Source organism: Vibrio sp. MMH1-50, from assembly GCF_022347645.1.
Lineage (GTDB): Bacteria > Pseudomonadota > Gammaproteobacteria > Enterobacterales > Vibrionaceae > Vibrio > Vibrio harveyi.
On record NZ_JAKRGG010000003.1, the window covers coordinates 1 to 16,875 of the forward strand.

Annotated in this window: 19 protein-coding genes; 13 read left to right on the forward strand and 6 right to left on the reverse strand. The window is 44.6% G+C overall.

The features are described from left to right. Window positions 1-199: 199 nt before the first annotated feature. Entirely contained in the window at window positions 200-967 is a 768-nt protein-coding gene (gene truC, locus MHO32_RS03365) for a tRNA pseudouridine(65) synthase TruC (protein WP_187992752.1), read from the reverse strand. Window positions 968-972: 5 nt separating this feature from the next. Next, window positions 973-1,287, reverse strand: coding sequence for a YqcC family protein (locus tag MHO32_RS03370; protein WP_239210648.1), 315 nt, complete (start codon window positions 1,285-1,287; stop codon window positions 973-975). A gap of 76 nt (window positions 1,288-1,363) precedes the next feature. On the opposite strand from MHO32_RS03370, the gene MHO32_RS03375 reads away from it, so the two are divergent. Both MHO32_RS03375 and MHO32_RS03380 read left to right on the forward strand, forming a co-directional pair. Continuing rightward, window positions 1,364-2,401, forward strand: a complete 1,038-nt coding sequence (locus tag MHO32_RS03375; protein ID WP_009698644.1) for a DUF3549 family protein — start codon at window positions 1,364-1,366, stop codon at window positions 2,399-2,401. A 13-nt stretch (window positions 2,402-2,414) separates the two neighbouring features. Then, complete coding sequence (locus MHO32_RS03380; protein ID WP_005446190.1) at window positions 2,415-2,714, forward strand: DUF3301 domain-containing protein; 300 nt, start codon at window positions 2,415-2,417, stop codon at window positions 2,712-2,714. Here MHO32_RS03380 and MHO32_RS03385 read toward each other — a convergent pair. Next, window positions 2,674-3,159: a GNAT family N-acetyltransferase gene (locus tag MHO32_RS03385; RefSeq protein ID WP_005446192.1), complete on the reverse strand. Its 486-nt coding sequence runs from the start codon at window positions 3,157-3,159 to the stop codon at window positions 2,674-2,676. The genes MHO32_RS03380 and MHO32_RS03385 overlap by 41 nt on opposite strands. Window positions 3,160-4,065: 906 nt before the next feature. Between MHO32_RS03385 and MHO32_RS03390 the strand changes: the two genes are divergently transcribed. The 8 genes from MHO32_RS03390 (at window position 4,066) to MHO32_RS03425 (ending at window position 11,051) form a co-directional block, all read left to right on the forward strand. After that, a complete protein-coding gene (locus MHO32_RS03390; RefSeq protein WP_154203453.1) occupies window positions 4,066-4,359 on the forward strand; it encodes a hypothetical protein in 294 nt (97 codons plus the stop codon). Then, a complete protein-coding gene (locus tag MHO32_RS03395) occupies window positions 4,356-4,805 on the forward strand; it encodes a YaiI/YqxD family protein (RefSeq protein WP_005446198.1) in 450 nt (149 codons plus the stop codon). Before MHO32_RS03390 ends, MHO32_RS03395 begins: the two co-directional genes overlap by 4 nt. A gap of 195 nt (window positions 4,806-5,000) precedes the next feature. Then, window positions 5,001-5,990 carry a ketoacyl-ACP synthase III gene (locus MHO32_RS03400; RefSeq protein ID WP_239210649.1) on the forward strand — a complete coding sequence of 330 codons (990 nt, stop codon included), beginning with the start codon at window positions 5,001-5,003 and terminating at the stop codon, window positions 5,988-5,990. Beyond that, complete coding sequence (locus MHO32_RS03405) at window positions 5,987-6,973, forward strand: NAD-dependent epimerase/dehydratase family protein (protein ID WP_101904550.1); 987 nt, start codon at window positions 5,987-5,989, stop codon at window positions 6,971-6,973. Before MHO32_RS03400 ends, MHO32_RS03405 begins: the two co-directional genes overlap by 4 nt. Next, window positions 6,942-7,805, forward strand: a complete 864-nt coding sequence (locus MHO32_RS03410) for an MBL fold metallo-hydrolase (RefSeq protein WP_009698648.1) — start codon at window positions 6,942-6,944, stop codon at window positions 7,803-7,805. The genes MHO32_RS03405 and MHO32_RS03410 overlap by 32 nt, the downstream gene beginning before the upstream one ends. Beyond that, window positions 7,793-9,061, forward strand: coding sequence for a F390 synthetase-related protein (locus MHO32_RS03415; RefSeq protein WP_239210650.1), 1,269 nt, complete (start codon window positions 7,793-7,795; stop codon window positions 9,059-9,061). The genes MHO32_RS03410 and MHO32_RS03415 overlap by 13 nt, the downstream gene beginning before the upstream one ends. After that, complete coding sequence (locus MHO32_RS03420) at window positions 9,049-10,161, forward strand: ATP-grasp domain-containing protein (RefSeq protein WP_239210651.1); 1,113 nt, start codon at window positions 9,049-9,051, stop codon at window positions 10,159-10,161. Before MHO32_RS03415 ends, MHO32_RS03420 begins: the two co-directional genes overlap by 13 nt. A 164-nt stretch (window positions 10,162-10,325) precedes the next feature. Next, the gene (locus MHO32_RS03425) at window positions 10,326-11,051 is read left to right on the forward strand and encodes a MipA/OmpV family protein (protein ID WP_239210652.1); all 726 of its coding nucleotides are present in this window, start codon (window positions 10,326-10,328) and stop codon (window positions 11,049-11,051) included. A gap of 56 nt (window positions 11,052-11,107) precedes the next feature. On the opposite strand, the gene MHO32_RS03430 is transcribed toward MHO32_RS03425, so the two are convergent. The 3 genes from MHO32_RS03430 to MHO32_RS03440 all read right to left on the reverse strand — a co-directional run bounded on the left by MHO32_RS03430 (window position 11,108) and on the right by MHO32_RS03440 (window position 13,312). Then, entirely contained in the window at window positions 11,108-12,694 is a 1,587-nt protein-coding gene (locus MHO32_RS03430; protein ID WP_239210653.1) for an AbgT family transporter, read from the reverse strand. Window positions 12,695-12,922: 228 nt separating this feature from the next. Beyond that, window positions 12,923-13,048, reverse strand: coding sequence for a type B 50S ribosomal protein L36 (gene ykgO, locus MHO32_RS03435; protein WP_004744821.1), 126 nt, complete (start codon window positions 13,046-13,048; stop codon window positions 12,923-12,925). Between the two features lie 3 nt (window positions 13,049-13,051). Next, a complete protein-coding gene (locus tag MHO32_RS03440) occupies window positions 13,052-13,312 on the reverse strand; it encodes a type B 50S ribosomal protein L31 (RefSeq protein WP_005446212.1) in 261 nt (86 codons plus the stop codon). Between the two features lie 122 nt (window positions 13,313-13,434). Between MHO32_RS03440 and tsaA the strand changes: the two genes are divergently transcribed. The 3 genes from tsaA (at window position 13,435) to MHO32_RS03455 (ending at window position 16,797) form a co-directional block, all read left to right on the forward strand. Further along, complete coding sequence (tsaA, locus tag MHO32_RS03445) at window positions 13,435-14,130, forward strand: tRNA (N6-threonylcarbamoyladenosine(37)-N6)-methyltransferase TrmO (protein WP_009698652.1); 696 nt, start codon at window positions 13,435-13,437, stop codon at window positions 14,128-14,130. Between the two features lie 111 nt (window positions 14,131-14,241). Beyond that, on the forward strand, window positions 14,242-15,957 hold the full coding sequence (locus MHO32_RS03450; RefSeq protein WP_239210654.1) for a proline--tRNA ligase: 1,716 nt from the start codon (window positions 14,242-14,244) through the stop codon (window positions 15,955-15,957). A 171-nt stretch (window positions 15,958-16,128) separates the two neighbouring features. Beyond that, window positions 16,129-16,797, forward strand: a complete 669-nt coding sequence (locus tag MHO32_RS03455) for a tellurite resistance TerB family protein (protein ID WP_239210655.1) — start codon at window positions 16,129-16,131, stop codon at window positions 16,795-16,797. The last annotated feature ends 78 nt before the right edge of the window (window positions 16,798-16,875 follow it).

Consider the following 16,875-nt stretch of genomic DNA (forward strand, 5'->3'; position numbering starts at 1 on the left):
AATCGGGTCAATGACACGCTCCCAAAGGGCGAGCTGCCTTGGCTTGTATACTTTGTTGCCGATTCTTGATTTAGACCCACTAAACCTTTAAATCGCCGCTGCGTCTACAAACCAAGTCAGTCTCGCTGAACCTAGCATCTTGAGGTTACTTGGGTATATACCACCCCTCCTATCTTTCGACTTAATAAAGATAGCCGTTTTATCTTACCAAAGATTCATCCCATGCAAATCGAGCAAACAACTGCTGCCAAGTCTCATCGATATTGGCTTTCATCACGATTTCTTCATCAGTGAACGGATGCACAAAGCGCAGCGCTGATGCATGCAACAATAAGCGATGGGAATCAAATTCCGTGCGATAAAGTTTGTTGTGTTTACCGTCACCATGCGTCGTATCCCCAACAATTGGATGACGCAGGTGCGCCATGTGGCGACGCAATTGATGCTTACGCCCTGTCTTTGGCTTCATCTCCATCAAACAGTAGCGTGTAGTTGGAAACTTACCCGTAGAGTATGGCACTTCCACTTTCGCTAACGGTTTGTATGCCGTTACGGCGTCTTGCGCTTCTTTCTCTTGTGAAGCGAACTTATCAGCGATCTTATCCAGCTCAACTTTCAAGGCGTAATCAAGAACACCTTCTTCTTCAATCCAGCCTCGAACAATTGCATGATAGGTTTTCTCCATCTTATGCTCAGCAAACATAGGCATCACTTGCGATGCGACTTCACTGGATAAAGCAAAAACCAGTACACCTGAAGTTGGGCGGTCCAACCGGTGCAATGGAAAAACATGCTGACCAATTTGATCACGCAATGTTTGCATCACAAACTGAGTTTCGTGCTTATCCAACCAACTTCGGTGTACCAACATACCCGCAGGTTTATTAACCGCGACAAAATACTCGTCCTGATAAACGATCTCTAGTACCACTGGCTCAACCGATGGTGATATTTCTTGTTCTGACATTGAGGTTACTTACATAGTTCGTCGATGGTTCGAATGGTTACCAGTAGCTCGGCGTAATGCGGCTCTTGTTTCCATACTTCTGCAAAATACGGCTCGATAGAAAAGCCTCGAGGTAAAGGTTGATTATCTTCAACTAACGCACGCATACGGGCAATAAAGATCCATTGTAACCACTCATGTGGATGCAGCGTGTCAATCGCGAAAGGTTCTGTACTCTGTAGCGCGTCTGCAGAGGGCATAGTTTGTTGCCACAACTCATGATGCTGCAGTTGTGCCTCAAGTTGTTGAAGTAAGTCGACCAATTGGATGTTTGTTGCCATTAATTCCGTCTCGAACCTTGAATTAGCCAAGAATGATACCATTTCTTGTGAAAAGAACATTAGGATGTCGTATTTAATGGAAAACATTCAAACCCTCACTCAGTTGCTAAGCAACAGTCAGTGTGAGTATCAAATCTTCGACCTTGGTCGTCGTATCAAGACCATCGAGCCACAAGTATTTGCTGACGTGGAAAAAGGTCAATGCCCATACCCATTCCCAATGCAGCGAAAAGCACACTTGGCGATCGCATACTGGAATGAGCAAAAGCAACCTTGGATTTGGTTCTTAAAGTTCGAGCTGGATGAGCGAGGTCTGCTAAAGCAAGCGGATATTGGCAACTTCATTAAATACGTCGTAGAAGCGATGGGTACTCGCCTAAGTGAAGAAATGACAGAAGAGCAGCAACAAAAGCTCTCTAACAACCCATACACCTTCAAACCCGCAGAAGAAAAGATGGCAGTCTTCCATAGCCAAGTTCGCGCAAACTTGGACTTACCCACCAGCCAATACTACGAGCATACTCAGCACTACTTTACGGGCGGTTTAGGCTGGGAAAACTGGCAAACAGTTGGTCTGCAAGGTATTACTGATATGGCAGCTCGTCTGGGTAAAGAGCAAAATGCCGTGACTTTGCGTAAAGCCCTTAACTACTTACCCAATGAACCGCTATACGCCCTACTTGGTGCGTTAGAGCATGTTGATTTGCAAGAACGTTTGGCTAAGCGCATTGCAGAGAAAGCGCAGCAAGAGATCGAAAGTAACGAGCCCGATCTGTTCTTACTCTCAGCTTTAATCCGCTCTTTAGCAGGCGCACCAACCGAGATTTCCTTGTCAATCTTGAAGGCAATTTTACAAAGCCCACGCTTAAGCCATCAAGAAGTACTAATCGGTATTGCAGGTCGTACGTGGCACCTACTGGCTGATGCTAGTATTGCTGAACAATTTTTATTGCGCCTCGCACAAACTGGTAATCAGGCTTTATTTAATCAGCTATTTGCCGATTTAGTTATGCTGCCAGAGCTAAGAATGGTATTGCTGCCTTTGCTGCACTCTAGCCCATCGGAAGAGCTAGCGACTGCATTGGTGAAACTGCAGCAAGCAACAAAGGGATAATGAAGGATTAGGGATGATCGGTGACCTATTAGCCATTTTAGGACTGTGCTTTTTCTGCTTTTTGTTTTGGCAACAACGACGTCAATCAGAGTTGGCAAAAGCGGCGATTACGCGTAAATGTGAGCAGTTAGATCTTCAACTGGTAAGCATCGCTTTTGGTGCCCATAAACTGAAAACGCCAGACGGAATCTGGCGTTGGCATACAGTGTATCAATTTGAGTTTTCATCTCTTGGTGATGATTGCTACCAAGGTGAATTGACGATGATCGGGTTTAGGCCGCTGAACTTTCACCTACCGCCACATCGCTTGTAAATTCCATTTCAAAGTAAGGGCCGTAAAGGTCCTTGCTCTCTCTCGTCTTTATAAATCCTAGTTTTTCCAGTACTGCCATGGATGCTTTGTGATGGCTATTCACATTTGCTTTGACTTTGTGTAGCCCAAGCTCACGGCATGCTTTCGGGAAAAACGCCTTTAGCGCTTCTGTCGCTAACCCTTTACCCCAATAAGCTTTATCAAAGATAAACCCTAGCTCAGGTTCATGATCTAGGTTTGAAATGAACACGTGTCCCATATAATCACGGCTGGTACTTTCAAGCACCGCCATACTGTGGACATTCTCGTCATCCAGAATCTTCTCAAACAGTTGTTTGGCAGAAGACACCGTATGAGGTCCATTCATCTCTGCGCGATTTTTAGCACAGCAATTCAACATCACGAACTCTAGTTGCAACGACTCATTGTAGGGTAGAAGAAGCATTCTTCTGGTTACTATGGTCACATCTGTTCCTTGATTACAGCAAACTTAATTTATCCACATAACAAAAGTTCAATAGCTTTGAACATGTTATGCGGCACATAACGCCTTTTTGAGAAGCCGAAAGTTAAACCAACTGATTGGAAAGGATATTGATCTGGATTGTTTTTTATTCAGTGTTATGAGGAATTTATAAATAATGTGATATTGCCACTTTCAATCATCCCAAAATATGAAAGGGCTTAAATAAGAAAGACCCCGACACAAGCGTATCGGGGTCATAGTCTTACTCGCAGCAGTCCGGCTACTAATTAGTGCTCCATGCATCATCCATAATAGTGGCTGATTCCGTCAGCTTAGTCCTTACGTCGCCGTCCTAGCGGTGTCCTTATCATCCTGATAGCTAACATTCCCCGTTAGCGCACATCACTTGTTCCTTGAGCGGTGTCCCTTGCATCATCCTGATGCTGTCCCTACCTCAATCCTATGAGGGGTCCATTGTCTATCCTTAGTCATCAACATCCTATTGATGATTGTGTCCTTACAATGTCCTACGCTCCTTGCTTGACCATTCATCCTGAATAACCAAATCGTCTTCCTGACGATAACCAAATCCTTGGTGCTTTCCTGTTCCATGTCTGCTTCCTGCCGACAAGGTTTAATTTACGCTTTTCCCTTCAAATCACAATCTACCCTAGAAAATCTTTTGGCAAAAAACTTAGTTAAAAACATGTTAAAACCACATTTTTCAATAACTTAGCTTAAATATTTTCTATTTAACTGATGACGAAATCGTTTTCTCTCACAACCACTGTGAGAGATCTCGCACAAGGCTCTGCCGAAATTGCTATTCGCTAAAATCGACCGTGCAAAGTATGATGATAGAAGTCATTTTAGTATGGATAAATTATGTTAACTCAAGACGTCACTAAAGAGCTTGAAGCCGTGATGGAGCAACTGCAACAGCAGGGTAAAGAACCCACTGTAGCTCTGGTAAAAGCTCGCATGAAAACACCTGTGCCTATGCCAGCACTGATTGCGACTATTAAAAGTTGGAAGAGCGCAAACCGCATTCCGAAAGTTGAAGTCGCAGTCCAAGAACCAAAAGAAGAGGATCGCATTGCTGCACTTGAAGAGACAGTAGCCAAATTGACTGCTCGTGTTGAAGAACTCGAAGCGAAATTGAGTGAGAAAACATCATGAAATTATGGGTAGATGCGGATGCCTGTCCGAAAGTTATTCGCGAAACAATCGTACGCGCGGCTGAACGTACTGGTGTTGAATGTACATTTGTGGCAAACCATGTAGTGCCAGTACCCAAGCGTGCCAATATTCACTCTCTGCAAGTACCAGCGGGCTTTGATATTGCCGACAATGAAATCGTTCGTCGTGTAGAAGCCAATGACTTGGTGATTACCTCTGATATTCCATTGGCAGACGAAGTGATCAGCAAAGGAGCTCAAGCATTAAGTTCACGAGGCGAGTTATATACTAAAGACACCATCAAAGCGCGTTTGAACATTCGTGATTTCATGGACACCATGCGCTCAAGCGGTATTCAAACAGGCGGTCCTGCGGCTCTGTCTCAAACTGAACGCAGAGAGTTTGCTAACCATTTGGATCGTATTTTAGCCAAATTTAAGAAGTAAAACTCTCACCTTTTAAATTGAGCCAGTTGATCAACACCTGGCTCATTAGTGAATATTTTGTACTCAGTCTTGCATACAAAGCGTGTTATCGCTCCCATTCGCATTGTCTCACTTATTTTTTAACCTTTTCGATATAGACCCAATATGCAACTTAAATTATTTTGAACGGCGTTTTTAATAACTTTGTAGAAAATAATGGGCTTTAATATCCTTTCCAGTGGAAGCTATCTGCCAGTCAATCAATGGTCAGATCGGGAGATGGATCGCTTCCTAAAATTACCCTCAGGGACTTGTCGAAACAAATTTGATGTTGAATATCGTCATGTAGCCAGCACGAAAGAAACCGCTGTATATATGGCAATGCAAGCGATAATGCAATGTCTCGGCAACACACACTCGCTAAGTTCTGTTGACCTCCTTATTTATGCCAGTGGCACACATCATCAGGCTTTACCTTATGATGCTTCAGCAGTTTTAGCTGCATTAGACGCCCCGACATCGCTAGAAAGTTTTGATTTAAACAGTACCTGTTTGTCTTTTCTCTCAGCTCTCAATCTTGCTCAGAACCTTTTCATAGCAAAACGCTACCAACGTATTATTATTGTCACCAGTGAGCTCGCTACGGGCATCACACTGAATCGCAGCTTCACACTCAAACCTGAAGTTGCGACCTTATTTGCCGATGGTGCAGCAGCGTTTTTACTAGAGCAAACAGAGAATGAAGGGCTGATCACAAGCCACTTTGAAACGTATCACGCTGGGTATTCATTCTGTCAAATTAAGGGGGGAGGCAGTCATATCAACCCGCATACTTCAGAGCATCAAGCCTATTTGAAAAACTGCCAATTTGAGATGGAAGGCAAAGCACTGTTTAAACATGTGCGCAAAACTTTGCCAGCGTTTCTTGAAAAAGGCTTTGGCTCCTCTCCAGTCACTCTTCGCGATATTGACTACTTTCTTCCACACCAAGCAAGTGCTCACGGTTTAAAGAAGTTACCCTCACTTGTCGGTTTACCAAAAGAAAAAACCGTTAATCACTTTTCTACTTTGGGTAACCAAGTCGCTGCGTCACTGCCGATAAATTTGCACTGGCTACGCAACCAACCAGGCACACAAGGGAAACATGTGTTATTGGCGGGCACTGCTGCTGGGCTCTCGTTGGGGATGGGCGTACTTAAATTATGAGAATATTAGTCACAGGTGGCAGTGGTATGCTGGGCAGTGCGATTCTACGAATGTTTCACCAGCAACATGAACTGCACTTTACTGCGCGAAATACTGTCATCGCAAAACAACTCACAGACCAATTCAATGTCACACCGCATTTAATCAATTTAGAGGATAAATCAGCGGTTCATGAAGTGTGCCAAGGTATGGATGGGATCATCCATTGCGCTGCACTCTCAAGCCCTTGGGGTAAGTGGGAAGCATTTTATCAATCCAATGTAGATGCCACAAAAAACCTTATCTGCGCAGCGAATGCACATCAGGTACCACGTTTTATCCATATCTCCTCCACCAGCGTCTATTTTGACCACAAAGACAGGTGGAACATCCGAGAAACAGACGATATTGCTTCGCGTTGGTGTAATGATTACGCGCACACTAAATACTTATCTGAACTTGAAGCCATACAAGGGCACAGCAAAACAATCATTTTAAGACCTCGTGGTATTTTCGGTCCGAACGATCGCGCGATTATCCCAAGGGTACTTAAAGCGATAAAAAACGACACACTACTTCTGCCATCCGGGCGAAATCCAGTTGTTGATCTGACTTATGTCGATAATGTTGCCCATGCTGCCATGCTTGCTTGTACTCAAGCGGAACAACTTCAACATGGTGACATCTTCAATATATCCAATAATGAGCCAATGCCGATTGAGACCGTGCTAAGAGCTTTATGTGAAGCATTGGACATAAACGTTAAATTAACATCACTCCCATACCGCTTTGTGTTGCCGTTATTAAAACTCAGTGAGCAAATACGGATGCGCTTACCACACCAACCGGAGCCAAAGCTCACTTCATACAGCGCAGGGCTATTTAACTATCACCAAACTCTAGATATCAGTAAGGCGCAACAAAAGCTGAATTACCAACCACTTTTTTCAGTTCAAGAAGGAATCCAACAGTATGCAGACTGGTCTAAAAATAAAAATCTTTGAGGCTGGGCACTGCGTACACCCTGGTTTTGTCGTCAAGCCCGGCTCTGGGTTAAAACCAAGATCGTTTCCAGCGGCTGTCGCGTTAATTCAACACCCAACTCAAGGTAACATTCTGTTTGACACGGGGTATCACGAGCATTTTTTTCGTGCCACTCGCCCCTTCCCTGAACGCTTTTATGCTTGGACAACCCCATGTCACTATCAAAAAGAGCACGGAATTGTGGCTCAGTTAGCAAAAGAGAAAATCGGACCTCATGAGATTGAACACTTGGTTCTTTCTCATTTCCATGCCGATCACATCGCTGCCGTGTCTGAGTTTGCGCACTCTCAACTACATTGCCAACAAAAAGGAGTGGACGCCCTAACTAAGAGTGGTCGAGTGGGAGGCGTAAGAAAAGGATACCTAAAAGCGCTACTCCCTCAACAACTCGAATCCAACTTGGTCATGCACCGTGATTTTTCCATACCAATTGGTGAAATCCTTCCCCATTGCCAAGGCGTTGATCTGCTTTGTAAAGATATGTTCAACGACGGCTTAATTTATATGGTGAGTTTACCCGGGCATGCAGCTGGTCAAGTAGGGCTTTTAGCGAAGAGAGAGCAAGGTTGGCTGTTCTTATTAGCAGATGCCTGTTGGTTAATCGAGAGCTTGAGTGAAAACATCGATCAACATTGGCTCGCGAACATGCTTTGCGATGATACCCAAGCTTACAAACAAACACTCTCTGAGTTGAGAAATTGCTACCAGAATACCCATCACTTTGTGCGCTTTGTGCCTTCTCATTGCCAAGCGACAATCCAGCAGTTAATTACAGAAGGATGGATAGTGTGAGAACTTTTCTCTCTGAGTTTTGGCGTACACGCTACCGCCCTTTTAGCTCAAGAACACATGTTGAAAAGTGGCAACAAAAACAGATAACACAACATCTGGATTGGGTGTGTCGTCATTCTCCTTATTATCATTCATTTCAAGGAGCGTCACTCTGTGATTTCCCAATCATGAATAAGCAAACCATGATGGAAAATCTTTCTGAGTTAAACACAAAAGGTTTGGATGCAAACTCATTAATGCAACAGGCGTTAGAGGTAGAACAATCACGTAATTTCGCAGCTTCAAAAGTTGACTATGTAACTGTTGGATTGTCTTCGGGCACCTCTGGTATGCGTGGATTGTTCCTCGCGGATAAACAAGAAACACAACTCTGGGCAGGCAACATTTTGGGTCGCCTCTTACCCGGCTTGTGGGGAAAACATCGAATTGCTCTTGCCCTGCGAGCCAACAGCCCGTTGTATAAATCCGTAGCAAAAGGTCCCGTTACGTTCTTTTATGCTGATTTAAACAAACCTTACCAAGAGTGGATAAAGGAACTAGATGAGTTTCAACCCACGCTTTTGGTTGGTAGCGCTCAAGCCCTTCAACTCTGTGCTCAATTCAGTGGTCAGTTTGGTCAGCCAGCGATCCAGCCAAAGCGGATCATTTCTGGAGCAGAGGTGCTAACCGAGAGCGACCGTCACTATATTTCTCAAAAATTCGATAGTGAATTGCATGAAGTCTATCAATGTACTGAAGGTTTTCTTGCGTGCACGGACCAACAAGGACAAATGCGATGGAATCAAGATATTGTCTATATTGAAAAACATTGGCTAAACGCTGAACGCACTCATTACAGCCCTATAATCACTGATTTTCGTCGTAAAACTCAGCCAATTATTCGCTACCAGCTTGACGATATCATTGAGAGCAAACAGGACGACGGCGTATTTGAACCACTCGGAGCCATTGCCGGGCGATGTGGCGACTGCCTAACATTGAACGCAAGCCAAGTACCAGTGTCGGTGCTGCCTGATCTTATTTACCGATCCATCACTTTAGAAATTCAGGATCGTGTCGATTACCGAATCACCCAAACCGGAGCGCAGGCTATTCAAATCGAGGCGGATGTTTACCACCACCCGAGCATTTATCGAGCCCTAGTAAAACTGTTTGATCAACTAAAGCTTGATCCAGTCACATTCAATTATCGCCCCGCTCCGATTTGGACTCCGATGAACAAACAACGACGAGTGGTGAATACATGCGGATTTTAATCACTGGCGCCCGAGCTCCCGTCGCATTAGAGTGGGCAGCAATGTGTATGAACCATGGACACGATGTCGTTCTCACTGATTCATTAGCACAACCTCTGGGGGCGTTTTTACGAGGCATTGAGCATTACGTAAAAACGGCTTCACCTCGATTTTCGTTTCCTACTTACCAGCAACAGATCCTCAATTTACTAACTCAGCAGCGCATTGATATGGTGATACCGACTTGTGAAGAAGTGTACTATTTGGCACACATCGCCCAACAGTGTCCGAGAGTCCATTTTTTTCTACCCAATTCGACATTACTGCGCTTACTGCACAACAAGTTTACCGTCTTTGACCAACTTCGAGATTTACCCGAGATTTCCCTACCTAAAACTCGTTTGGTTACCGATAAACATGACATTGAGATTGATGCTGGCTCAGTACTCAAACCAGTTTACTCTCGATTCGGCGGTGAAGTGATACGAGATATTACCCGTCAGTCTATTTCCACTCTCACGATGTCGACTCAACACCCTTGGGTACAACAAGAAAAAATCCACGGAGCACCTATTTGCAACTACGCGATTTTTGAACATGGTCAAATGAGAGCGCACCAAGCTTATTTACCCAAAAACTGCGTAAATGGCTCTGCCGCTAGTGCATTTCAACCAGTATTTGATGATCGATTAGATGTATTTATGACTGCTTTTGGACACCGGCATCGCTACCATGGTCAAGTTTCATTCGATTTTATCCAGACAAACAATGAGCTATATATAATCGAGTGCAACCCAAGAGCCACTAGTGGTTTACACCTGCTCTCACCGCAATGTATTCAATTGTTTCCCGAACTTGCGTTCTCTTTTCCTACAAAACCGCAGTTACACCATCTAGGTGCGGTTTCGCTTATCGCACAAGGCTTATTATCTCTCTTTAAAACAAATACTTGGCGGGATTGGCTATCTGGCGTCAACGTAATGCAGCAACACAACTTACCGATCAGGAGCCAAATGTTGAGCGTTTTTGAACTGCTTCAATTAGCAAGGAAGAACAAAGTGAAATTGGCTGCGGCTTCGACTGTTGATATAGAGTGGAATGGTGAAGAATTGCCTTCATAATGCCTTTCCATCAAAACAGGTTATCAAGTGAGGAAATGGTCTCGTCAGTTAGCTCCTTATCAAACGTAAAGCGACGCCTACTTCTCCGTTGTAATAATTCACCAATGAAATATAAATCCGAAAACTCCGTTCTCTGTAGTTATAACAAGAATGGAGTTTTATTTATGAATGCACGGATCGTCCTTCCCCTATCATTACTTTTTGTCTCTGCCACTTCACTTGCCAATCAAGAATCTTTTGGCATTGTGGGAGGCAGCGTTACCTATGGCGAAAACGTCTTTTCCGTCAAAGACAAACCTCAGTTTGGTGCCACCCCTAACTTGTTCTATTCCGGTCCTATCGGTTTTGTCGATGGTAGCTTAGCAAACTGGCAAGCGTTACCTTATGTGGGGCTATCAGCAAACTGGCGTTTCGCGGAAGTCTCCGATACGTTTGCCGATCTGCCAAACGGTATTGACGATCGTGGTGGGAATGGTGAGCTTGGTATTACTTTAGGCACTGTTGGCGCGAGATTGACTTATCTGCATGATGTCACCTCAGAACATAATGGCTACGAAGTTCAACTGCATCTCGGTCGGACGCTAGAAACTTGGTTACCACCGTTTACCCTCACCCCCTTTCTAGAAGTCGATTACCGAGATAAAAAACTCTCTAACCATCTGTACAGTGTTTCAGCACAAGAAGCGGCAGCATCAGGACTAAAAGAATTTAAGGCCGATTCTACTTTTGTTTATCAAGCCGGAGTTATTGGTTTGTATGAGTTCACACCATCTTGGATAGGCATTACAAAGGCTGAATTCATTCATCATGATAGTGAGAGTCCTTTGATTCAGCGTGATGTCGGTTGGTCATTGGAAGTCGGGCTGACGTATCGTTTTGCAGGGCTATAAGTAGACAAAAGCCTGCGATAAACGCAGGCTTTGATTGAGCTGAGTGAAGCTTCTAGTTAAGGCGTGTAATACGTTGCTGCACCTGGACCTACTGGTAGACCGAATACGAATACCCATAGGTAGAATAGAACGCTCCAGCCAACAATGAAGACAATTGAGTAAGGTAGCATGGTCGCAATCAGCGTACCGATACCTAAGTTCTTCATGTAGCGTGTTGCTACCGCAAGGATAAGACCGAAGTAGCTCATCATCGGTGTAATGATGTTCGTTGTTGAGTCACCAATACGGTAAGCCGCTTGAATAGTTTCAGGTGCGTAGCCCACCAGCATCAACATAGGTACGAAGATTGGCGCTGTTACTGCCCACTGTGCTGATGCCGAACCAATCATCAAGTTGATGAAGCCACACATTAGGATGAAGGCGAAGAACAGCATTGGACCAGTTAGACCAATTTCCTGCAGGAAGCTTGCGCCCGCAACCGCAAATACCTGACCAAAGTTTGTCCACTTGAAGAAAGCAACAAATTGAGCGGCGAAGAATACCAAAACAATGTACATGCCCATTGAAGACATTGACTTCGACATTGCATCAATCACATCGCGATCATTCTTCATGGTGCCTACAACGCGACCATAAACAAAGCCTGGTACTGCAAAGAAAACAAAGATAAACGCAACAATACTCTTTAGAAATGGAGAGCCCGCAACCGTACCTGCATCAGAACGCAGAACACCATCAGCCGGAACGATAGTCCATGCCAATAGTGCAGAAACGACCAGTACTGCGATACCCGCCAGCTTAAGACCTTTCTTCTCGACGTCAGTCAAACCACCCATTTTATCTTGAGATAGGTCTTCTGCCGCTTCTTCATCATTGTATTGGCCAAGTTTTGGCTCAACGATTTTTTCAGTTACAAATGCGCCTGTAATCGCGATGAAGAAGGTAGAAACAAACATGAAGTACCAGTTTACTTCTGGACCAACGGTGTAAGTTGGGTCAATCATCTGTGCTGCTGTTTCAGTAATACCAGACAACAGAGGGTCAACCGTACCGATAAGTAGGTTGGCAGAATAGCCGCCAGATACACCAGCAAACGCAGCGGCTAGGCCAGCAAGTGGATGACGACCTAAAGAGTGGAACAGCATCGCCGCTAGTGGAATCAGTACCACGTAGCCAAGCTCAGAAGCCGTGTTTGAAATGATACCAGCGAAAACAACCGTTACTGTAACCATGCGCTGAGATGCGCCCATTACAAGACCGCGCATTGCAGCAGAAAGTAGACCAGAATGTTCTGCAATGGCAACACCAAGCATCGCAACCAGTACGGTACCTAACGGTGCGAAGCCTACGAAGTTTTTCACTAGGTTAGTTACAATCAGTTGTAAACCTTCAGCATTTAGCAAACTTACAACTTGGATCATGCCATCTGCAGCGCGACCCGGAGCACCTTCAGGGCGAGGGTCAACAACGGAAACTTCAAAGTAACCAGCAATGCCGGACATAACTAGGATTGCGAGACAGAAAATGGCGAAAAGTGTGATTGGGTGGGGTAATAGGTTCCCCAAATATTCAACTGTATCTAAGAAGCGCGTAAATAGTGGCTTCTTTGGCGAGTTTTGTTTCATTGAAGCAGATGAACTCATCTGTTCCCTCCTTGTATTTATTCCTGCGCGTTTGTGACAAAAATGTCACAAAGCTTGCGCAGGGTACTCGACACAAGGGTTAAGTGAAAGTTCAAAACGTTACAGAATGTAACGAACAGTCGAACTTATGACCTATAATCGATAAAAATATAGTTATATCACCCACATATAGATCATAAATCAGAATTATAACTCATCGCATTCCATAAATTACCACCATATTTATGGTTATTTCTGCACCGCCTTAAAACGTGGATTCGTTTTGCAAATCACGTATAAACGCCCTCTTCTTTTGACGATTTGACAATCAGGATGGCGGTTTTTTGCACTCTTTAATGACTTAACGACTTTCATCTCTTAATCCTTATCTTTGCCAAATTGCCCAAAACGACGATTGAAGTTCGCAATACGACCTTCTGCTTGTACTACACGTTGCTTCCCGGTATAGAACGGATGAGACGCAGACGATACATCGAGTGTGAAATATGGGTAAGTTTTGCCATCTTTCCATTCAATCGTTCGGTCGGTTTGCAACGTTGAACCCACAACAAAATATTCATCTACGCTAGTATCATGAAATACCACAGGTCGATATTCAGGATGGATACCTGGTTTCATATAACTTGTCCTTTTGATTAACTGTTATGTTATAACATTTTAATTAATAATCATTCTCAACAATAAAAGCAAGCAAAATTTGTGATACTTTGCTCCTTAAACCCCAGTTAAAGATCCTACTCATGTATTCCATTGAGCCGATTGGCATTATCGAAAGCCCTTATAAAGAGAAATTCGCCGTTCCTCGCCAGCCTCGTTTGGTACCCGCAGCACGCTCGCGCGTTAAACTACAAGGTGCGGCAAATAGCCCCGAAGCCGTGCGTGGATTAGAGCAATTTTCTCACGTATGGTTACTGTTTTTGTTTGATCAGAATTTAGAAGCAGGATGGAAACCGACGGTACGTCCCCCTCGTTTGGGCGGAAACGAACGTATTGGCGTGTTTGCTTCACGTTCTACCTTCAGACCCAACGGTATCGGCATGTCCGCAGTGGAGGTCAAAGGTATCAGTAAGAAAGGCGACCAGATCTATTTAGATCTTGGTAACGTAGACCTAGTCGATGGCACACCAATTATCGATATTAAGCCATATATCCCTTACTCGGATTCGATTACAGAAGCACAGGGTGGTTACGCAGAAGAAGAGCCTGAAACATCTCAGGTAGACTTCTCTTCCATTGCACTGGAAACACTCGAAAAGCGTAACGATACTGGGTATGTGAAAACAGTTCTCGAGCAAGTTCTGGCACAAGATCCTCGTCCGGCTTACAAGAAAAACAAGCCTGACAGCAAGGAATATGCGGTAAATTTGTTCGATTTAAACGTCAAGTTCACGGTTAGCGATAACTTAATAACAGTTACTGCGATTGAAAGCTTTTGACAAAGGCATTTGGCTGATATTATAGGCGGCTAACAATTTTCCCCTCGTGGGACCTTCATACTCCTGCCCATTCTGGCTTGAGTATCTAACTTTAATAAACGGATAAATTTAATGCGTACCAGTAATTATCTTCTTTCTACTCTGAAGGAGACTCCAAACGACGCAGAAGTAGTGAGCCACCAGCTCATGCTACGCGCGGGTATGATCCGTAAGCTGGCTTCAGGTCTTTACACCTGGCTGCCTACTGGTCTACGTGTGCTGCGTAAAGTCGAAAACATCGTTCGTCAAGAAATCGACAATGCAGGTGCAGTCGAAACTTTGATGCCCGTTGTTCAGCCGTTTGAACTATGGGAAGAGACAGGTCGTTCTGAGAAGATGGGTCCTGAGCTACTTCGCTTTACTGACCGTCATACTCGTCCGTTTGTTCTTAGCCCTACAGCTGAAGAAGTGATCACTAGCCTTGTGCGTAACGAAGTGAGCTCTTACAAACAGCTTCCGCTAAACCTGTACCAAATCCAGACTAAATTCCGTGATGAACGTCGTCCACGTTTCGGCGTAATGCGTGCACGTGAATTCTGCATGATGGATGCATACAGCTTCGACATCGACAAAGAAGGTCTAGAGAAATCTTACCAAGCGATGCACGATGCTTACTGTAAAGCATTCGATCGCATGGGTCTTGAGTACCGTCCAGTACTTGCTGACTCTGGCGCTATCGGAGGTAGCGGCTCTCAAGAGTTCCACGTACTTGCTGAAAGTGGCGAAGACCTAATCGCATTCTCTACTGAGTCTGATTACGCAGCGAACATTGAAAAAGCAGAAGCAGCAGCGCCTGCAGGTGATCGCGCAGAGCCAACTCAAGAGATGACACTGGTTGATACACCAAACGCAAAAACAATCGCGGAACTTGTAGAGCAGCACGGTCTACCAATCGAGAAGACGGTTAAAACTCTATTCGTGAAAGCGTCTGACGAAGTTGATGCTGACATCATCGCTCTTATCGTTCGTGGTGACCACGAGCTAAACGAAGTAAAAGCAGAAAACCTACCTCAAGTTGCTTCTCCACTAGAGATGGCATCAGAAGAGGAAATGCGTGCACTTATCGGTGCTGGTGCTGGTTCTCTAGGCCCTGTAGGTCTTAAGCTGCCATTCATCGTTGACCGCTCTGTTGCTGTAATGAGCGACTTCGGCGCGGGTGCAAACATCGACGACAAACACTACTTCGGTATCAACTGGGGTCGTGACGTTGAACTAGGTCAAGTTGAAGATCTACGTAACGTAGTAGAAGGCGATCCAAGCCCATGTGGTCAAGGTACGCTAATGCTTAAGCGTGGTATCGAAGTTGGTCACATCTTCCAACTAGGTAATGTTTACTCAGAAGCAATGAACTGTGGTGTTCTTGGTCCTGACGGTAAAAACGTAATCCTAGAAATGGGTTGCTATGGTATCGGTGTTTCACGTGTTGTTGCTTCTGCAATTGAGCAAAACCACGACAAATACGGCATCATTTGGCCAGACGCACTAGCGCCTTTCCAAGTAGCTATCGTTCCTATGAACATGCACAAGTCTGAAGAAGTGAAAGAAGCGGCTGAGAAGCTGTACGCTGAACTGACGGCTATGGGTATCGAAGTACTATTCGATGACCGTAAAGAGCGCCCAGGCGTAATGTTCTCTGATATGGAACTTATCGGTATTCCTCACACTATCGTGATCGGCGATCGTTCAATGAAAGAAGGCAACTTCGAGTATAAGAACCGCCGCACTGGTGAGAAAACCGCAGTTGCAATGGCAGACATCGTTGAGCACGTTAAAGCTCAACTTCAATAAGCTGCACTAAGCACATTGTGCTGAATACATAGCGATGAAAAGGGTTGGCTTCGGTCAGCCCTTTTTTACGTCTGTTTTTATGGGTATAGACCCTCTCTGATATTTGCGTTGTTAATCTTTGGTTCAGATTCATCACCTTACACTGGATTTAATCTAGTAAGGAGGTCACTCATGGATCTAAAAAGTCTTCTTAACCAAGCGCTCAAATCAGACCTACTCAAGCAAGGCGCCGATGCTCTTGGTAAACAAACTAACAATGTCAAATCTTCATCGAGCTCTAACCAACTGAAAACACTTGGTGTGGGTGCAATTGGTGGCGGTCTTATCGGCATGCTAATGGGCTCTAAGAAAAGCAAAAAGATGGCGAAGAAAGTGGGCACTGGAGCTCTAAAAGTCGGTGGCGCAGCGGCGTTAGGTGCTCTGGCTTACAAAGTCTACAACGATTGGCAAGCGAAGCAGGATACGCAAGGCGTCAACGAAACCTTCGATCCTGATGACAACAAACACGCGAAACTGATCCTTAAAGCCATGATTGGTGCAGCCAAAGCTGATGGTCATGTCGATGAACAAGAAATGGCTCGTATCGAACAAGCCCTGACAGAGATGGGCGCGGACGAACACGTAAGACAACTGGTTCATCGAGAACTTCACAAGCCTCTTGATCCTGCAGAAATTGCGCGCTTGGCAACATCACCGCAACAAGCATCAGAAATTTATCTCGCGTCATTGATTGTGGCAGATGAACAAAACTTTATGGAAAAAGCCTACTTACAAGAGCTTGCGAAACAGCTCAATCTTTCTCCAGAAGTCACACTTCAATTGGAAGCACAATTACAGTGATGAATGTTTGCTCAAGTTGTCTGTGAATTTGAGCCAAAACAATTCTCTGCTTTGAGTTTCAAAACGGCTATGTGTATA

Excerpts from the sequence above, each read along its gene's own strand:
- truC (WP_187992752.1), bottom strand. The coding sequence starts at position 967 with ATGTCAGAACAAGAAATATCACCATCGGTTGAGCCAGTGGTACTAGAG.
- MHO32_RS03370 (WP_239210648.1), bottom strand. The coding sequence starts at position 1,287 with ATGGCAACAAACATCCAATTGGTCGACTTACTTCAACAACTTGAGGCA.
- MHO32_RS03375 (WP_009698644.1), top strand. The coding sequence starts at position 1,364 with ATGGAAAACATTCAAACCCTCACTCAGTTGCTAAGCAACAGTCAGTGT.
- MHO32_RS03380 (WP_005446190.1), top strand. The coding sequence starts at position 2,415 with ATGATCGGTGACCTATTAGCCATTTTAGGACTGTGCTTTTTCTGCTTT.
- MHO32_RS03385 (WP_005446192.1), bottom strand. The coding sequence starts at position 3,159 with ATGCTTCTTCTACCCTACAATGAGTCGTTGCAACTAGAGTTCGTGATG.
- MHO32_RS03390 (WP_154203453.1), top strand. The coding sequence starts at position 4,066 with ATGTTAACTCAAGACGTCACTAAAGAGCTTGAAGCCGTGATGGAGCAA.
- MHO32_RS03395 (WP_005446198.1), top strand. The coding sequence starts at position 4,356 with ATGAAATTATGGGTAGATGCGGATGCCTGTCCGAAAGTTATTCGCGAA.
- MHO32_RS03400 (WP_239210649.1), top strand. The coding sequence starts at position 5,001 with ATGGGCTTTAATATCCTTTCCAGTGGAAGCTATCTGCCAGTCAATCAA.
- MHO32_RS03405 (WP_101904550.1), top strand. The coding sequence starts at position 5,987 with ATGAGAATATTAGTCACAGGTGGCAGTGGTATGCTGGGCAGTGCGATT.
- MHO32_RS03410 (WP_009698648.1), top strand. The coding sequence starts at position 6,942 with ATGCAGACTGGTCTAAAAATAAAAATCTTTGAGGCTGGGCACTGCGTA.
- MHO32_RS03415 (WP_239210650.1), top strand. The coding sequence starts at position 7,793 with ATGGATAGTGTGAGAACTTTTCTCTCTGAGTTTTGGCGTACACGCTAC.
- MHO32_RS03420 (WP_239210651.1), top strand. The coding sequence starts at position 9,049 with ATGCGGATTTTAATCACTGGCGCCCGAGCTCCCGTCGCATTAGAGTGG.
- MHO32_RS03425 (WP_239210652.1), top strand. The coding sequence starts at position 10,326 with ATGAATGCACGGATCGTCCTTCCCCTATCATTACTTTTTGTCTCTGCC.
- MHO32_RS03430 (WP_239210653.1), bottom strand. The coding sequence starts at position 12,694 with ATGAGTTCATCTGCTTCAATGAAACAAAACTCGCCAAAGAAGCCACTA.
- ykgO (WP_004744821.1), bottom strand. The coding sequence starts at position 13,048 with ATGAAAGTCGTTAAGTCATTAAAGAGTGCAAAAAACCGCCATCCTGAT.
- MHO32_RS03440 (WP_005446212.1), bottom strand. The coding sequence starts at position 13,312 with ATGAAACCAGGTATCCATCCTGAATATCGACCTGTGGTATTTCATGAT.
- tsaA (WP_009698652.1), top strand. The coding sequence starts at position 13,435 with ATGTATTCCATTGAGCCGATTGGCATTATCGAAAGCCCTTATAAAGAG.
- MHO32_RS03450 (WP_239210654.1), top strand. The coding sequence starts at position 14,242 with ATGCGTACCAGTAATTATCTTCTTTCTACTCTGAAGGAGACTCCAAAC.
- MHO32_RS03455 (WP_239210655.1), top strand. The coding sequence starts at position 16,129 with ATGGATCTAAAAAGTCTTCTTAACCAAGCGCTCAAATCAGACCTACTC.